We start from the raw sequence: 16,287 nt of genomic DNA, 5'->3' as shown, positions 1-16,287 counted from the left end.
TTGATTGAACCCTCCCCTCGGCTTGCCGCGGGGAGGGTTCACCATAAGGATAAAAAATCGATTTTCAGTTAGTTCAATCCGTTTTTTCCTTGGGCAGGTCGCGGTGGCTGATTGTCTTCCACAGCGCGTCATCGACCTGGTCGAAGGTGAATACGGTTTTGCCGCCATGGCGGTTTTTGAAGGTGGCCAGCTGGGCCGCGTCGCCCAGGGCGATGATGGCCGGTCCCATGGGGCCCACCACATCGGACCCGGCCACCCATGTGGCCGTGCGTCCGTCGATGGGCTCGCCGGAAAAGTAGTCGCGGACCACCAACCGATCGATTTCCGCCTGCGGTTTTCCCAGGTAGACCGTCGGCCGCAGCCAGGTCCTGAGGAGGCAGCCGTTTCCGCAAAAATAAAAGGTCTCGCCGCTTTTCAGGGTCATGGCGGCGGCCGTCTGGGGGCGCCGGGCGGGGAACATGGCGCAGACCGGACAGCGGTCGGATTCGCTGAGGGCCATCTGCCCGTCGGCCGAAAGCGACTTCAAGGCCGCTGCCGGCCCGCTTTCAGCAGTGTGCGCCGCGCCCTGGAACAGAATCAGCGCGCAGGTTACAGGGACGGCCAACATCCAATGCCAGGAACGGGGTAAGCACTTCAAACCGGGGCCTCCTTTTTTCTAAAGTTGGTGAAAGGATCTTTGAATTAAACGAAACCGCTGTTGGGAATTGCCTGGAATAAAAAAAGAGAATGTCAATGTAACTGCTTTTATGCGAAACTGCAAGAGATTGAGGGATAGAGGAATTCGGGGATCAAGGGATTGGTTTTCAGCCACATGATGGATATGAAAAAAGTGTAAGTCTTACTTGGTGAGCGGATGACCACGCCAATTGACACGATTGCCCTTTTCATGTTGGGCCTGCTGGGCACCGGCCATTGCATCGGCATGTGCGGCCCCCTGGTAGTGGCCCTGCCCGGGCAGACCGGGCGGTGGTCGGCTCACCTGGCCTACCATGCCGGCCGATTGATCACTTACGGCGTCATCGGTGCATCGATGGGCGCTGCCGGCGGTGGATTGATTGGCCTGGCCTCGGCCGTCGGCGGCAACCCGCTGGTCTGGATAACCCGGGGTCAGGTGGGCATCAGCCTGCTGGCCGGCCTCTTCCTGCTGTTTTTCGGACTGTCCCGCCTGGGATTCGTCGCCGAACCCCGGTGGCTGGCCGTCGCCATGCCCAACCGAATGCCCGGCTGGCGGCGCCTCATGTCCCGGGCTCCAGCACTGCGAAGCAACCTGGATCTTTTCCTGATGGGGATGTTTCTGGGCGGCCTGCCCTGCGGGCTTTCCTATGCCGCTTTTGCCAAGGCCCTTTCCGGCGCCCAGATGCTTTCCGGCGCCGTGACGGCCCTGGTCTTCGGTCTGGGCACGCTGCCGGGGCTGCTGGCCGTGGGCGTCGGGGCGGCGGTCTTTTTGAATCGATTCCGGCAGCAGGCGGACATTCTGGCCGGGCTGATCATGATCGGCATGGCGGCGACCCTGATCGTCAAGGCATTGGAGACGATCGTATAAGGACGGTTGTCAGCAACAGACCGCTGCAGCGAAGGCGCAAACCCGGCCGGTCCAGGAGGAGGGTGAAATGGCCACGGATCAGTGTTTGACGAACAGCTGCTGAGGAAATTCAATAAATTTTTCACACCCGCTTTCCGTGATCAACACCGGTTCGCTGCATTCAAATCCGTAACTGTCCAACCAGATGCCCGGCATGAAGTGAATGGTCATCCCCGGTTCCAGCACCGTTTTGTCGCCGGGCCGCAGGCTCAGTGTGTGCTCACCCCAGTCCGGCACATAGTTCAGTCCGTAGGAATAGCCGACCCGGGAGGGTTTGACCACACCGGTGTGGGCGATGGCCGCCCGCCAGCGTGCTTCTACTTCCTCGGCCGTCACACCGGGGCCGATGAAATCCAGTGTTTTCTGCAGTCCGGTCACCACCCCCTCTGCGGTCTTGAGAAGATCGTCAGGGGGGTCGCCGAGGAAAAGTGTACGGGAAAGTGGCGCGTGATATCGATGCCTGGCGCCGCACAACTCCAGCAGCACCACATCCCCCCGGCTGTATTGACGGTCCGGATCATAGGTCAGGTGGGCGGTGGTGGTCCTTTCCGCCGAGGGCATGATCGGAAAAATTGCCGGCGGCGCACCGCCGTATCCATCCGTGCCTGCAATCTGCGCCGCCGACACCATGGCCGCTGCATCCTTCTCCCACACGCCGGGGGCAATGGCCTCAATGGCAGTCCGCATCACCTTTTTGCATATCCGCGATGCCTGCCTCATGCAGGCAATCTCAGGCTCGGACTTGACGATTTTGACCCAGTTGACCAGATTGGTGGCGTCCAGCAGCGTCGCCCGGGTCAGTTCCTCCTGGAGGGTGAGATACATCCGGGCACTGAACCAGTAGCCGTCCATCTCCAGCCCCAGGCGCTTTTCCGCCAGACCCCGGTCGCGCAGCAGCTGGGCGACGTAGCGCATGGTGTGGGTGTAGCGCGACTGCACATACTCGTCCGGGTAGCCGAAAATGCTTTCGTCGGGCAGCCAGGTGGTCAGCCGGGCGCCGTTGGCATCCTGCTGTCGGCCAAACCACAGCGGAAGGTCTGAATCCAGGGAGAGGATCACTCCCTGGTGGACGTAAAAGGACCAGCCGTCGTAGCCGGTGAGATAATTCATGTTGGCCGGATCGACCACCACCATCACTTCAATGCCCTGGCGGTCCATCTGTTCCTTGGTGTGCCGGATCCGGCGGTCGTATTCTGTTTTTGAGAATATCATCTTCTCGGGCATCGTGGACACCTCTTTGCGCTTCCAACCATTCATTTAAAAAAGATGGTCCCCAAATGTTGTCTTCCGAATGGGGTCAGGTCAGGCAATGGTCAGACCCACCCCCATCTCCTCGGCCATGGCCAGGGTTTTGACGGCGATCATGGTATCCTGGACGCCTACGCCGGTCAGGTCGCATACGGTCGTCTGGCGCTCGTCCGTGCGGCCTGGGGTCCGGCCATTGACGATCGCTCCAAGTTCGATCACCGAATCCACCGCGACCCGGTTCTGCGCCACTGGCCGGCGCAGTTCACCCAGGCGGGTGCTCTGGGATTTGAGGTCACACACAACCACATCCGCGGCGGCGAGCACATCGGCTTCGAGCTCCTGCTTCTCTTCCGTATCGCTGCCCATGGCCGTGATATGCAGGCCGGGATGAAGCCATTTGGCCTTGATGAAACCTTTGCGGGCGGGCGTAGTCGTGACCACAATGGCACTGTCTTTGACCACGGCTTCGATGCTGGCTGCCTTGATCACCCGCACGTTCAACTGTTGCTGCATGTCATGCACATAGCGATCCTTGACATCTTCCGCATCCAGGCTGAACATGCGAATCGTTGAGTAGGGGCGAACCAGCATCAGCGCCACCATCTGAAAGCGGGCCTGCACTCCTGAACCGATCACCCCGACGCTGTCGGCAGGCTGCGTGGCCAGATACTTGGCCGCCACCGCCCCGGCAGCCCCTGTGCGCACCTGGGTCAGATAGCCGTTATCCAGCAGCACGCCCTGGAGGAATCCGGTCTCGGCACTGACCACCAGCATTTGACCGCTCTGGGAGGGCAAGCCCAGCCGGCTGTTGTCGAAAAAGCCGGAAGCGACCTTGATGGCCAGCTGGTTGTAACCCTTGATGTAGGCACTCTTAATGTCCACCTCGCCGTTCTTTTCCGGCACCGGGATCATCATGATCGGGGGAACCAGGGCATTGCCCTTGTCCAACTCACTGAATCCGGTCTCGATGTCCTCTACTACCGACAAGTCCAGCGAGACAATGCTCTTGATTTCTTTTTCGCCGAGTATGCGAATCATGAATGGGAGGTCCTTTTCAATTGCTCATTGATAATCGACAGATAGGCCGCCGATTCAACACTGCCGCCGGTGATCACCGTGACCACGCGCGTACCGGCCAGATCGATCCGGCCGCTCAGCATGGCCCCGACACCCACGGCAGCCGCGCCTTCGACAATCGTCCGGTGGGAATCGAAAAGATAAAACATGCCGGCCTTGATCTCTTCCTCACTGATCAGCAGATGCTCGTCGACGTATCTTTCAACCATTGGCAGGGTGTAATGGTTGTCAAACCCGATTCCGCCCAGCAGTGAATCGGCAATAGAGGATTTTTCCTCCACTTGTACCGGTTTGGATGCTTTGAGGCTTGCCACCATGGCAGGGGAACGTTCAATGGAAAGACCCACGATATGGATGCCGGGGTTTATGGATTTGGCCACCATGGCCATGCCGGCCAGCAGGCCGCCGCCGGACAAAGGGATCAGCAGTACCTGCGCCGCCGGCAGCTCACGCAGGATCTCCAGGGCGAGGGTGCCCTGGCCGGCGATGATCGAAGGGTCATCGAAGGGCACGACCGGCGTGAACCCGTGGACCCGCGCCAATTCCTGGTAGTGTTTTTCGGCCTCGTCCTGGCTGCGACCCTTAACGGCGACCGTTGCACCGAGGCGCCGGATCGTTTGCGCCCGGTAGGCCGGAACATGTTCTGATAGACACACGGTGGCCTGAATGCCGGTGCGCTCGGCCACATAGGCCACAGCCTTGCCGTGGTTGCCGGTGGAAAACGTGATCACGCCTTTCTGTTTTTCCTGGTTGGAAAGACTTAGGATCTTGTTTGCGGCACCCCGCACTTTGAAGGCGCCGGTATTCTGCAGACACTCCAGTTTCAGATGGACCGATTGAGCGCCTGTTTTGTCCGTCAATTCGGCAGATGCCAGGAGCGGCGTTTCAACGATGAGAGGTTTGATGCGGGCATGGGCGCGATACACATCATGCAGCGTCGGTTGGTCTGTCATAAGTAACGTCTTTTATCTAAAGGCGACATCTCTTAAGTAAAGCGCAATCTCCGGAAAGAAGATCATCGCTACGGCGACACCCAAAAGAATGAGAATAAATGGCGGTGTCCCTCTGACAACTTCAAAGTAAGGGCGTTTAAATACCGCAATAGCGGTAAAAATATCGCAGCCAAACGGCGGTGTTGCCGAGCCAATGGCAACTTGGAGCGTAATGATCGTACCCACCAGAACCGGGTCGAGTCCCACATTGTTCACACTCGGTGCAAAAATTGGCACTAGAATCAAGATCACCACAATCGGATCAACGAACATACATCCGACAAAAAAAGCGACAGAGATAACAAAAAGAACACCATATTTGCCCATCTCGGAAATGCCGATCATCCCCAACAGCTGTTGGGGCACCTGCGCATAGGACAACACCCAGGCAAACGCGGCTCCGGCACCGACCAGGATGAAGACAACAGCTGTGACTAACCCGGTCGACAAGGAGGTTGCCCAAAAGTCTCTAAGCGTCATCGTTTTAAAAACAAAGCCCTCCAGCACGATGGCATAGGCCACGCTTACGGCGGCTGCTTCTGTGGGGCTGAAGATGCCGCCAAAGATGCCGCCGATAATGATGACCGGGAATCCCAACGGCCACAGTGCGCGATACAGCGCCGTTCCCCGCTCACGCCATGTGGCTTTCGGTTCGATGGGAATCTTGTTTATATACGCATAGATAACGCTGTAGATGGAAAATAGAAGCAGGATCAGCAGCCCCGGGCCGATGCCGGCGATAAACAGCTCAGGAATGGAGGTTTTGGCGACAATTCCATAAATAATCATCCCAATACTGGGAGGAATCAAAAAAGCGATATCACTGGAGTTGACGATGAGTGCCAAAATAAAGGAGTCTTTGTACCCCCCTTGTTGAAGCCTGGGCCGCAGCGGTGACCCAATTGCTACAACGGTGGCTTGCGTCGAACCGGAAACGGCACCAAATACCGCACATGCTCCGGCTGTACTCACAGCCAGCCCGCCCTTGATGTGCCGGACGAACGCCATCACCAGATCGATCAGCTTTTCGGCCGATTTGCCTCGGGTCATAATATCGGCCGAGAGGATAAACATCGGCACGGCGATGAGTGCGGCTGGACGAATTCCTGCCATCATCTGCTGGATCATGAACTGCATCTGTGAGAGATCGCCATCGTAAAGCAGATACACCCCCAGCGTAGCCCCGGCAATCAAAGGGATCTTCATGGGGAACCCCAACAGCAATAGCGTGACCATCAGCAAAAAGATGGTGGCGGCAAAATGGTTAGTCATGAACTCGACGAGACTGAAGCGGGTATCCAGAAAAGCCGTGGAGCTGGTTTGGGCCACTATTTGTCCCGCTTCATCTGCAATCACTGCGGTAATGGTGATCTTGCCGTCACCCAGCGTGCTGACGTCGATATCTTCGATGCCCCAATTGCCGATTTTATTGGTCTTCGCCTGCAGTTCAATCGTTTTAGCGCTACGATCAGTTACGGTGATGCTTACCTTTTGCCGTCTGTCCACACCCTCGGCATAGCCGTATACGAAAAGGTTGGTCTTCTGTTCAATCGTCGTCTCTTCAATCACGACGGTGACAGGGTCGGATGCCAAAAGAGGAGTGGTCAAAAAGCTGTATAACACGGATAACAGTAATAAATTCCAAATTGGAAGTCTCATCATCATACCTTAGATCTCAGTATCACTGGCTGTTTCAGAATAGCCATCTTTGATATGGGTTGAAAGGTAGACCTCACGCTCTCTTAAATTCTTGACCACCGTAAACGCATACTGCAATCCCGTCAGAAAAAAGCCGATGGGTGCCCACAAATAGATATAAAACACCGGCAGCCCCAAAGCCGGCAAAATGCGCCCGCTCTCATACACCTCAACAATATAGCAGTACGAATAGAAAGAGAGAAAAAACATAAACGCCGACGTCACCGAAGCCATCATAATCATCAATAGCTTTCGCGTCTTTGCAGGCATTGAATCATATATGGCAGACATCCGGATATGGCGTCCATTGCGCGCTGCATAGCTAAGTCCGGCATAAGTTACCACAACGATGAATATCATATTAAGCTCATCGGTGAAGGTGATCGCACTATTGAAAACATACCGGCTGATCACGGCAGCAATGGTATTGGTCGTCATCGCGATCACTCCAAGAGCCAGCATCACCCCTTCGAACTTGCTAATCAGCACATCCGCAAAATCGAGCACTTGTAAGATAGGATTGATCTTTTTTCTTTTTACTTTGTCCATCTTTTATTCCGGGTAGGAAAGCAGATTGTGCCTAAAAAAGGCTCAACGCATTAACGCTCATCTGCCGCTCAAATGAGCGGCAGATGAGCGATGGGGATATTATTCGGCTTTTTTCTCAGCTTCTTTGAGGTCGGCCATCATTTGATCTAAAACGCTTTTGTTTGAAGCGCTCTTGGATGCAAACGAAGCCTGGACCGCCTTGGCCGCTTCTTTGAACGGTGCCCGCTCGCTCTCCGTGAGGGTCACGATCTTATAGCTCGGGTTGGTCCTGACAATGCGACCAAGGCCATAAGCATCCAGCTTTTGCGCCTCATTCAGGATAACCTGGTGTGCATGTGCAGCTGCTGCGCGAACCAGTTCTTGGTCTCTTTTGCTAAGCGCATCGAAAAACTTTTTATTTGCCGATGCGGATGCGTTGAAGTGTCCGTGTCCGGTATAGGTCAACACGTTTGTCAAGTTGTCCAGATCATAGGCTTCAATCCATACCGTTGGGTTCTCCTGGCCATCTACCATTTTGGTCTTGAGGGCTCCAATCAAATCCCCCCAGCTCATGGGAACAGGGGAAGCGCCAAAGGCTTCATAGGTCTCAACCAGGATAGGCGATCCCGGCATTACACGCATTTTTCTGCCCTTTAAATCCGCCGGTGAGTGAAAGGGTTCGAGCGTTGTCACCGCCATCTCACCTTCCGGGAAGATAGAGAGCAACTCGAGCCCGTGCTCCCTGAAAATTTCGGGAAGCATGTCGTTAATCACTTTTGAATGTTTAAAAAAATAATCGAGCTGTTTCGTGTCGGTCGGCATCACATAAGGCAGGGTAAACAGATCCATCTCAGGAATCGTGCCACCCATATAACCGGTTGATTGACCCAGGAACTGCAAGATCCCGGCTCTGGTCTGTTCCAGCATATCGGTCTCTTCGCCGAGGGTTCCGACTGGATAGATCTTGATTGTATGCCTGGAGTTTTCCTCAATATAGTTCTTAAATGCCACCGCGTAGATACCCTGGGGATCGCTCTCCCCCTCGCCCATGGCATACTTCCACTCCTCTGCATGCACGCTCATATGGGTTGCCGCGATTAGCAGAACGCCTGCCAGAAAAGTTTTGAATACTTTGGAATTCACGACTTTTTTCATGGTACAACTCCTTTCATCTGCAGCTCGTCGGGGCGAGCCGGGGACGGTTGAGATTACGTTCCGGATGGGTGTGGTAGTCTGTGTTCACCTCCTTTTGATTTGCCCATGGTATTGAAATAGTTGAGGGCGCCGTGCACATGCATGGCCACCCCGTCGGTAAGTACATCTTCATCGATATCGAAACGCGGATTGTGGTGGGAGATGGTGGTGCCTTTGCGCGCATTGCCGGCACCGAGAAACATGAAGACCCCGGGGACGCGTTCGCTGAACTCCGAGAAGTCCTCGCTGGCGATGGTGACGTTGTCGACGACGGCATCTTTTCCCCCGAATACCGTGGCCGCCGTATCGCGGGCCAGCGCCGTCATCTGCGGATCGTTGATCAACGGGATGTTCTCATGAATGATTTCAATCTGGCAGGTGCAGCGATGGGTTTGGCAGACCTGCTCGGCGATACGCGTGAACCTTTCGGTCGGCTGTTCGATACTGTCGGGCCCGCCTTTGTAAAGAAAACGGATGGAGCCTTCCAGGTCGACCCTGTCCGGGATGATGTTGCTCTTGGTGCCCCCCGAAATTTTGCCGAACATGATGACGGTCGACTTCAGATTGCTGATTTCCCGGGTCTGGATGGTCTGCACGGTCTGGATCAGGTTGGCTGCAGCAATCACGGGATCGATGGCATCCTCGGGCACGCCGGTGTGTCCGCCTTTGCCGACAATCGTCATTTTGAAGACGTCCAGTCCACCCATGACCGGACCGGCGGTAATGCCGATTCTCCCCGATGATAGCGGCGTCCAGACATGAATGCCCATTACCGCATCAACGGCAGGCGATTCCAGTACGCCCGCTTCGATCATGCGCAGCGCACCGGCGATCTCCTCGTTGGGTTGAAAGACGAATTTGATGGTCCCTGCGATTTCGTCCCTATGTTGTGACAACACGTTGGCCGCGATCAGCAGCATGGCCATATGGGCATCGTGGCCGCAGGCATGCATCACTCCCGGATTTTCAGACCGGTAGTCGACATCATTTTCTTCGATGACCGGCAGGGCGTCCATATCCGCCCGCAGCATGAGGACCGGACCGGGGCGTGATCCTTCCAGAAGGGCAACCACGCCTGTGCCTGCCACCCGGCGGGGATTCAATCCCAGGTCCTTTAAATAGGATGCAACGACCTCAGCCGTGCGGTGCTCTTCGAAACCCAGCTCGGGATGGCGGTGAAAATCGCGCCGCAGCGCGATCAACTCATCGCGGTATTGTTGGATCTGGTCGGATATCTGCATTGTCCTATCCTGCTGGCTTTTTTTTATCTGAAATGCGGCCCCGTTTTACATAAACCCGTCATAGGAACGCTTGACTACTGCTGAGAAAACGAAATTGATCATGGTGATGTAATCGAACACCGGCACCTGGACGGCCGCCTGCAGCGCGGCGGCGTAGGGCGGCAGCAGGCTGCACTCCAGCAGCAGCGCCTTGATCGCCTTGTCCCGTGCCATGAGATGCCGGCCGGCGCCCACCACCTCGGCAGCGACCTTTTCCGTGTCCAGCGTGCCCGTCTCTTGGATAGCGAACCGGTGAAAGTGTGGCTGCGCTTCCAGCCCCTCGACAACGAGTCGACCGGTATCGGTGACCCCCACGGCGGCCAGCAGGGTTTCGTCCAGGCTGCGGCCGTCGGCCGTGAGAACCCCGACCTTGCTCTTCTCTCCCAGAATGGAGAGTATAAAGGGAATCTGCAGCAAGCTGGACAAAAATACCGGGATGCCAAGATCATCGGCCAGCCGCTGCTGATGCAGGGCCATGAATCCGCAGTCGCCGGTCACGGCCCGCACGCCCTGGTCCACCATTTCCCGGGCTGCGGTTTTCAGCGCATCGTAGATCGCGGGGTCCTTGCCGATGGCCCGCGCCACCGTGAATCCTTCGACCCTGCCAAAACGCACGGGAAAGCCATAGGTGGAGGCGTTGGCCACATCCCCGGGGATGAAGGGCACCGACGTGTCCAAAAGGAGGATGCCGATGGCCTCCCCGCTGCTGACTTGTCCTTTCCGGGCACGGCAGATCATGGCTTGACGAACAGTTTGCGTGGCACATCGGCGAAGGTTTCGCAGCCGTTTTCGCTGACACGAAACGATTCGCTGCACTCGAAGCCGTAATCGTCCATCCACATGCCTAAAATCATGTGAAAGGTCATGTTGGGTGCCAGGATGGTCGGGTCGCCGGGACGCAGGCTGGCGGTGTGCTCACCCCAGTCCGGCGGGTAATTGAGACCCATGGCGTAGCCGATACGCGACTCCTTCTCCAACCCGGCCTTGGCGATGTGCTTGCGCCAGACCCGTTCCACCGCCTCTGCACGCATGCCCGGCCTGATCGCCGCCAGAGTGAGATCGAGGCCTTCCACCGTGTGGGCGGCCAGTTCAACCAGCTTGGCCGGCGGGTTCTTGCCCAGATAGGCCGTACGCGCGATGGGGCAGTGGTAGCGATGCCGGCAGGCGGCCAGTTCCAGGTTGACCATCTGTTCCCTTTCGTAAGGGGCATCCGTCCAAGTCAGGTGAGGGGCCGAGGTTTTCTCACCGGTGGGCATCATAGGCACGATGGCCGGATAGTCTCCGCCGAACGCCTCGGTTCCCGTCATCTGGGCCTGGTAGACGGCCGCCACGGCATCGCACTCGCGCACGCCCGGTTCGAGGCGATCGATGGCCGCAGTCATCACCCGGTTGGCGATCTGTCCGGCTTGGCGCATCAGGGCAATCTCGGCGTCCGATTTGACCAGGCGTACCCAGTTGACCAGCAGGTCGGCGTTGGCAAAGCGCGCGTCAGGCAGGTTTTTCTGCAGCTCGGCATAGGCGCGGGCGGTGAAGTAATAGGCATCCATTTCCACCCCGACGGTCTTGGCCGCCCAGCCGCGTTCGGTAATCATATCGCCCACAACATTCATGGGGTGCCGATCTGTCGTCTGAATGTAATTTTCCGGGTATCCGATGATGTGGGATTCGGGCAAGAAGGTGGTATGCCGTGCCCCGGCCACGTCCATTCTGCGTCCGATCCACAGCGGGGTGTCGGCGTCCAGGCTGACCACGACACACTGGGGGACATAAAAGGACCATCCGTCGTAGCCGGTCAGGTAGTTCATATTGGCCGGATCAGAGACAACCAGCACATCGATCCCGGCATCTGCCATTCGCTGTTTGGTCTTGTCAAGGCGTTCGAGATATTCGTCCGTCAAAAACAGGGGCATGCTTCACACCTCCTGGCAATGGTTGTTAAACGGTTTAGGCCCGCAAGGCGGCCACTCCGCGCCCGATACGGGCGATTCCCTCTTTCAGTTGATCCATACTCGCGGCAAAAGAGAGGCGCACGTACCCTTCACCGGCGTTTCCGAAAATACTGCCCGGGACCACAGCCACCTTGTGTTCGTTGACCAGATACTTGGCAAAATCCCAGGAGGAAAGCCCGGTCGATGAGATATTCGGAAAGGCGTAGAAGGTCGATTCCGGATTGATGCACTGAATTCCATCGATGGCGTTGAGGCCCTCATGGACGAGGTGCCGTCTCTTGTCATAGGTGGCAACCATCTCTTCTACGCAGTCCTGGGGAGCGGAGATAGCGGCCAGGGCGGCCCGCTGGGCAACGGCGGTCACCCCGGACACCATATGTTCCATGAGTTTTTCCATCTCATCGATGACCGCCTTTGGCGCAGCGGTGTAGCCGACCCGCCAGCCGGTCATGGCGTAGGACTTGGATAGGGTGAAGGCGGAAATGGTCCTTTCGGCCATACCGGCCAAGGCTCCGATGCTGATGTGCCGGTGTCCGTCAAACAGGATGTGCTCGTAGGGTTCGTCCGAAAGCACCCAGATGTCATGTTCGATAGCCATGTCGGCAATGGATCTGAGGATCGCCTCGTCGAAGATCGCCCCGGTGGGATTGGACGGGGTGTTGATGATCATCAGCTTGGTTTTATCGGTGATGGCGGCTCGGATATCGGCCGGGTCCACCTTGAACCGGTTGGATTCATGGGTGGCCACCGGCACAGGCACACCGCCGAATAGGCGGATCTGCGAGTAGTAGTCGTAGCCCGGGTCCATGACGATCACCTCGTCTCCCGGGTTGAGCAGGTGCAGGCAGGTATTGAAAATAACCTGCATGGCCCCCACGGCCACATAGACTTCTGTGTCCGGGTCGGCATCGATACCATTTTCTTGTTTGAGCTTGTTGGCAATCACCCGACGAAGGTCGGCAAACCCTTTGGCCGGCGGATAGCGCGTATAACCATCGTCCAGGGCCTGTTTGGCGGCATCGCGGATGAATGCGGGGGTGTCGAAATCGGGCTGACCGATGCCCAGGTTAACGACTCCTGGAATCTTTTCGGCCATGGCGAACATGATGCGGATGCCCGACCACTCCACTTCATGGGTCCGGTCGGACAGGAAATTGGGCGTTGTCATATGCGGTTTCCTTATGTTGGCTCATCTGCACTATTCTCGATTGACAGTTATGCCACCACCGGCAGAACAAGGTCTGCAGGCCCCTTGGCGGACGTCCTTAAATCCGGGGCGTGCCGTTGCATGATCTCCATGACAATGGAGGCGATCTTGACTTTTTCCCGAATCAGGCCCGCGTGCCAGGCTTCCGAAATCCAGGGTTTGTAGATGTCGCCTTCGGTCGTCCCGGGTTCGAATTTGAAATAGCACGGAGAGGCCACGCGGGCGATCTCAGGCGCCTCGTACGCCCTGAACAAGCCGCCGAACGAGTCGACGACGATCACATATACATCCAGAGGCAGATTGACCGCCTGGCGGATGGAACCCAAAATGGGAAGTGATACATCCGAAATGGGATTCATCGAGTTGGCGCCCAAGGATTCAATTACTTTGGCGCCGGCCGCACTGCAGTATCCACCGAAAACCGAGAATTTGAAGATCGTCTCCGCCGGAATCAGGCCTTCGGCACGCATTTTGTCCAGGATGAACAGTACCCCTTCGTCGTATACGAGGAAGCCTCGATGCCCGGCTTCGATATTTCTCATGATGTCGGCAATGTGATAGGAAATGTTGTCCGATCCTCTCAGGCGGAAACCCTGCATGCCGCCTTCCGGTGTGGAAAGCTCCTTGGAGCCGGGGTCCCAGCCTTTGCGGTGGCCGACGGTCATGATCATCTCGATCTTCTCATCGTGGGCCATCTGGGCCATATCCTTGAGCTCCTGGAAGTCGCAATAGGTGGACCCGCCTACCGCGGCAATGCAGCGGTGGATGGTCACATTACGCTTTTTGGACTCGTCGATCATGGCCTCCATCGTGGACGCTCTTTCCACGCCGGCAATTTCGATCCGGTAATTCGCACCATCGGGAAACGATCTGGCAGACGTGGGCAATGCATGGGCGTCTCGTCCGGGGATGCCTTCTTTTTCCATGAAATCACGAATCGTTTTCAACACTTCAGACATTTCTTCCTCCATCGGTTTGTATATTTTTAATTGGCGCTTGCCGATCGCCGGTCATTCACCCAACAGTTTTTTGAGTTTTGGCAGCTCACCCTCTACCATCTTGTAGGCGTGTTCCTCCTTGGGGAACTGTCCGTTGCGGGCTTCCTGGGCATATTGCCTGAAAGCGCTGACGGTTTTTTCTCCAAGGTTTTCATATTTCTTGACAAATTTGGGGGTGAAGGCCTGAAAGATACCCAACACGTCGCTGCAGATCATAAGCTGTCCGTCGGCTTCCCACCCGGCACCAATGCTGTATACCGGGATGCTCAGCTTGTCGCGGATGATCCCGCAGACTTCAGGCGGCACGGCTTCCACCAGCAGCGAAAAGGCGCCGGCGGCCTGGATGGCCATGGCATCCTCGATGACTTCCTTGGCCGCTTCTGCCGTTCTCCCCTGTGCCTTGAAACCGCCTTGCTGGCCGGAACTCTGGGGCGTGAGCCCGATATGTCCCATCACCAGCATCCCGCCGTCGGCAATGGCTCGTATCTGTGGGCATACCCTTACGCCGCCTTCCAGCTTGATGGCGTCAACTCCGGCCTCTTTGTGAAACCGTCCTGCATTTCGCACCGCCTCTTCCACACTCACCTGATAGGACAAGAAGGGCATGTCGCCGACAATGAACGTACCGGGTGCACCGCGTCGCACCGCCTCGCTGTGCCAGATGCACTGGTCCATGGTCACCGGGACTGTGCCACTGTACCCGTAGATGCACATTCCCAGAGAATCGCCAACCAGGATCATGTCCATTCCGGCCTGCTCAGCGAAAGCGGCGGTCCAGTAGTCATATGCGGTGATCCAGACCGCCTGTTGACCATCCTGCTTTAATTTCAGCAGGTCAAAACGGGTCATTTTTTTTCTGCTCATGGTTTGTTGCCCTCCTCATCATTCGTTTTTTTAAAGACGCTACGCTTGTGACTTCATTGTTCAGGTGCACCGATCAGCCGTGATATTCGGCGGCACAGCGGCAGCAGGGTTGCTTGAATAGTATCGATTTTCTTTTTCGTCATCCGTTGCGAGGGGCCGGAGACGCTAATGGCGTATGTCGGCCTGCCCCTGTGATCAAACACCGGTGCGGCCACGCAGCGCAGTCCCAGGCTGAGTTCTTCATTGTCGATGGCATAGCCGCGCTCCCTGATTTCCCTGATATCGACGATCAATTTTTCCGGGGTCGTAATCGTTTTGGGAGACATCGCCACCCACTCCACCGATTCGAGGTAGTCGTCAAGCTCATGAGCAGGCAGAAACGCCAGCACCGCCTTGCCCAGACCGGTGCAATACGCCGGCGCCAGCGCCCCCAGTCCGACGTCCAATCTCAAGATTTCCTTGCTGTTGATCTTGTCCAGATGGACGATGGCGGTACCGTCCCAATGTCCGAGGTTGACTGTTTCGCCGCAAGCCAGGGCCATCTCCTGCAGGAAAGGATGCACGCTATGGCGGATCTCGAATCCGTCGAGTTTTTTCATGCCGAGTTCGACAACTTTAAACGTCAACCGAAACCGACCGTCGGCTGTCTTTTCGACATAACCCAGGTCACGCAGCGTCGTTAAAAAACGGTGGATGGCGGCCCTGCTGGTGTCCAAACAACCTGCCATGCGCGAGGCGGACATCTCACCCTTTGCAGCCAGGAGTTCCAGAACGCGCAATCCTTTAGCCAGCGATGCAACAAAATAGTATTTCTCACCTTTTGATGGCATCCGTTGCCTCTCCAATCGCAATGCGTCCTTGATGCGGTTTGCTTTACCTGTCTTCAAAATGTCTCGCTATGCGTGACAATGTCTCTTTATGTGTGACATCATACCTTACGGATATGAACCGACCTTGTCAAGTTTTTTTAAAAAGAGGGCTGGATTTAAAGCGGATTGGGTAGACTCAGCCGAACGAAGGGCGCAACGCTTTGCCTGTGCTCATGACGTTTCCCAAAACGATCTGAAAGACATGGGTTTCAGTAATATCTATGCAGGACAGGGATCGCATCGAGGGGCATGCCATTTGATGCCACACAATAGAACACCGTTGCCATGGTAATTTTTCTTCTAATGGAGTGACATCATGCAAATAAGGATGAACTATGGCCGTCAAGGTTTAGCGTTGAAACTTCCCGATGACTGGAAGGTCACCGTAATACGTAAGAAAACCATGCCGCTGATCGAGAACCCGACTGAGGCGATAGCACAGGCCCTGACCGTCCCGGTGGCGTCACCCCCATTGGCCGAACTGGCCGGGCCAGGCAAAAGGGCCTGCATCCTGATCTGTGACATCACCCGCCCGGTACCCAACCACCTCTTTTTGCGACCGTTGATCGACGAACTCACTAAAGGGGGCGTGGTCCTAACAGATATCGCCGTTCTTGTGGCAACCGGTCTGCACCGTCCCAACGAAGATGGTGAACTGGCGGAACTCGTGGGTGACGCATGGGTGCTGGAAAACGTCCGCGTGGAAATCGAAATCGACCTGCAGGTCGCCGGAGTCGGAGAAGTCGTGCAACTGTACGGCCAGGCAGTCCTTTTCGTGGCCGGAGTAGGTCCAGACGACTT

Annotated in this window: 16 protein-coding genes; 2 read left to right on the top strand and 14 right to left on the bottom strand. The window is 56.4% G+C overall.

Translation table 11 applies throughout. The features are described from left to right. Positions 1-73: 73 nt before the first annotated feature. Positions 74-637 carry a nitrous oxide reductase accessory protein NosL gene (locus tag ACZCED_RS04580; RefSeq protein ID WP_462970949.1) on the bottom strand — a complete coding sequence of 188 codons (564 nt, stop codon included), beginning with the start codon at positions 635-637 and terminating at the stop codon, positions 74-76. 216 nt (positions 638-853) lie between these two features. Here ACZCED_RS04580 and ACZCED_RS04575 point away from each other — a divergent pair, with 216 nt between their 5' ends. After that, positions 854-1,543 carry a sulfite exporter TauE/SafE family protein gene (locus tag ACZCED_RS04575; protein ID WP_462970950.1) on the top strand — a complete coding sequence of 230 codons (690 nt, stop codon included), beginning with the start codon at positions 854-856 and terminating at the stop codon, positions 1,541-1,543. Between the two features lie 78 nt (positions 1,544-1,621). On the opposite strand, the gene ACZCED_RS04570 is transcribed toward ACZCED_RS04575, so the two are convergent. The 13 genes from ACZCED_RS04570 to ACZCED_RS04510 form a co-directional block, all read right to left on the bottom strand. Next, on the bottom strand, positions 1,622-2,839 hold the full coding sequence (locus ACZCED_RS04570; RefSeq protein ID WP_464860300.1) for a M24 family metallopeptidase: 1,218 nt from the start codon (positions 2,837-2,839) through the stop codon (positions 1,622-1,624). Between the two features lie 45 nt (positions 2,840-2,884). Further along, positions 2,885-3,868 (bottom strand): cyclodeaminase, encoded by a 984-nt coding sequence (locus tag ACZCED_RS04565; protein ID WP_464860299.1) that lies wholly within the window; start codon positions 3,866-3,868, stop codon positions 2,885-2,887. After that, complete coding sequence (locus ACZCED_RS04560; protein WP_462970953.1) at positions 3,865-4,860, bottom strand: pyridoxal-phosphate dependent enzyme; 996 nt, start codon at positions 4,858-4,860, stop codon at positions 3,865-3,867. The genes ACZCED_RS04565 and ACZCED_RS04560 overlap by 4 nt, the downstream gene beginning before the upstream one ends. Before the next feature lie 12 nt (positions 4,861-4,872). Then, entirely contained in the window at positions 4,873-6,564 is a 1,692-nt protein-coding gene (locus tag ACZCED_RS04555) for a TRAP transporter large permease subunit (protein WP_462970954.1), read from the bottom strand. A 3-nt stretch (positions 6,565-6,567) separates the two neighbouring features. Further along, on the bottom strand, positions 6,568-7,146 hold the full coding sequence (locus ACZCED_RS04550; RefSeq protein WP_464860298.1) for a TRAP transporter small permease: 579 nt from the start codon (positions 7,144-7,146) through the stop codon (positions 6,568-6,570). 99 nt (positions 7,147-7,245) lie between these two features. Continuing rightward, complete coding sequence (gene dctP, locus ACZCED_RS04545) at positions 7,246-8,280, bottom strand: TRAP transporter substrate-binding protein DctP (RefSeq protein WP_462970956.1); 1,035 nt, start codon at positions 8,278-8,280, stop codon at positions 7,246-7,248. Between the two features lie 53 nt (positions 8,281-8,333). Continuing rightward, the gene (locus tag ACZCED_RS04540) at positions 8,334-9,560 is read right to left on the bottom strand and encodes a M20 metallopeptidase family protein (protein WP_464860297.1); all 1,227 of its coding nucleotides are present in this window, start codon (positions 9,558-9,560) and stop codon (positions 8,334-8,336) included. Positions 9,561-9,605: 45 nt separating this feature from the next. Beyond that, complete coding sequence (locus ACZCED_RS04535) at positions 9,606-10,337, bottom strand: aspartate/glutamate racemase family protein (RefSeq protein WP_462970958.1); 732 nt, start codon at positions 10,335-10,337, stop codon at positions 9,606-9,608. Then, entirely contained in the window at positions 10,334-11,509 is a 1,176-nt protein-coding gene (locus tag ACZCED_RS04530) for a M24 family metallopeptidase (RefSeq protein ID WP_462970959.1), read from the bottom strand. The genes ACZCED_RS04535 and ACZCED_RS04530 overlap by 4 nt, the downstream gene beginning before the upstream one ends. Positions 11,510-11,543: 34 nt before the next feature. Next, positions 11,544-12,716, bottom strand: coding sequence for a pyridoxal phosphate-dependent aminotransferase (locus ACZCED_RS04525; protein ID WP_462970960.1), 1,173 nt, complete (start codon positions 12,714-12,716; stop codon positions 11,544-11,546). A 47-nt stretch (positions 12,717-12,763) separates the two neighbouring features. After that, a complete protein-coding gene (locus ACZCED_RS04520) occupies positions 12,764-13,714 on the bottom strand; it encodes a hypothetical protein (RefSeq protein ID WP_462970961.1) in 951 nt (316 codons plus the stop codon). Positions 13,715-13,765: 51 nt separating this feature from the next. Continuing rightward, the gene (gene panB, locus ACZCED_RS04515; RefSeq protein ID WP_462970962.1) at positions 13,766-14,617 is read right to left on the bottom strand and encodes a 3-methyl-2-oxobutanoate hydroxymethyltransferase; all 852 of its coding nucleotides are present in this window, start codon (positions 14,615-14,617) and stop codon (positions 13,766-13,768) included. Positions 14,618-14,670: 53 nt separating this feature from the next. Then, entirely contained in the window at positions 14,671-15,447 is a 777-nt protein-coding gene (locus tag ACZCED_RS04510) for an IclR family transcriptional regulator (protein WP_462970963.1), read from the bottom strand. A gap of 355 nt (positions 15,448-15,802) precedes the next feature. On the opposite strand from ACZCED_RS04510, the gene ACZCED_RS04505 reads away from it, so the two are divergent. Further along, on the top strand, positions 15,803-16,287 hold a 485-nt coding region (locus ACZCED_RS04505), incomplete at its 3' end, for a lactate racemase domain-containing protein (protein WP_464860296.1).

The sequence above is a fragment of the Desulfosarcina sp. genome (assembly GCF_055467485.1).
The sequence above is the reverse complement of the archived record's forward strand: the minus strand, read 5'-3'. Positions and strand labels throughout refer to the sequence as shown.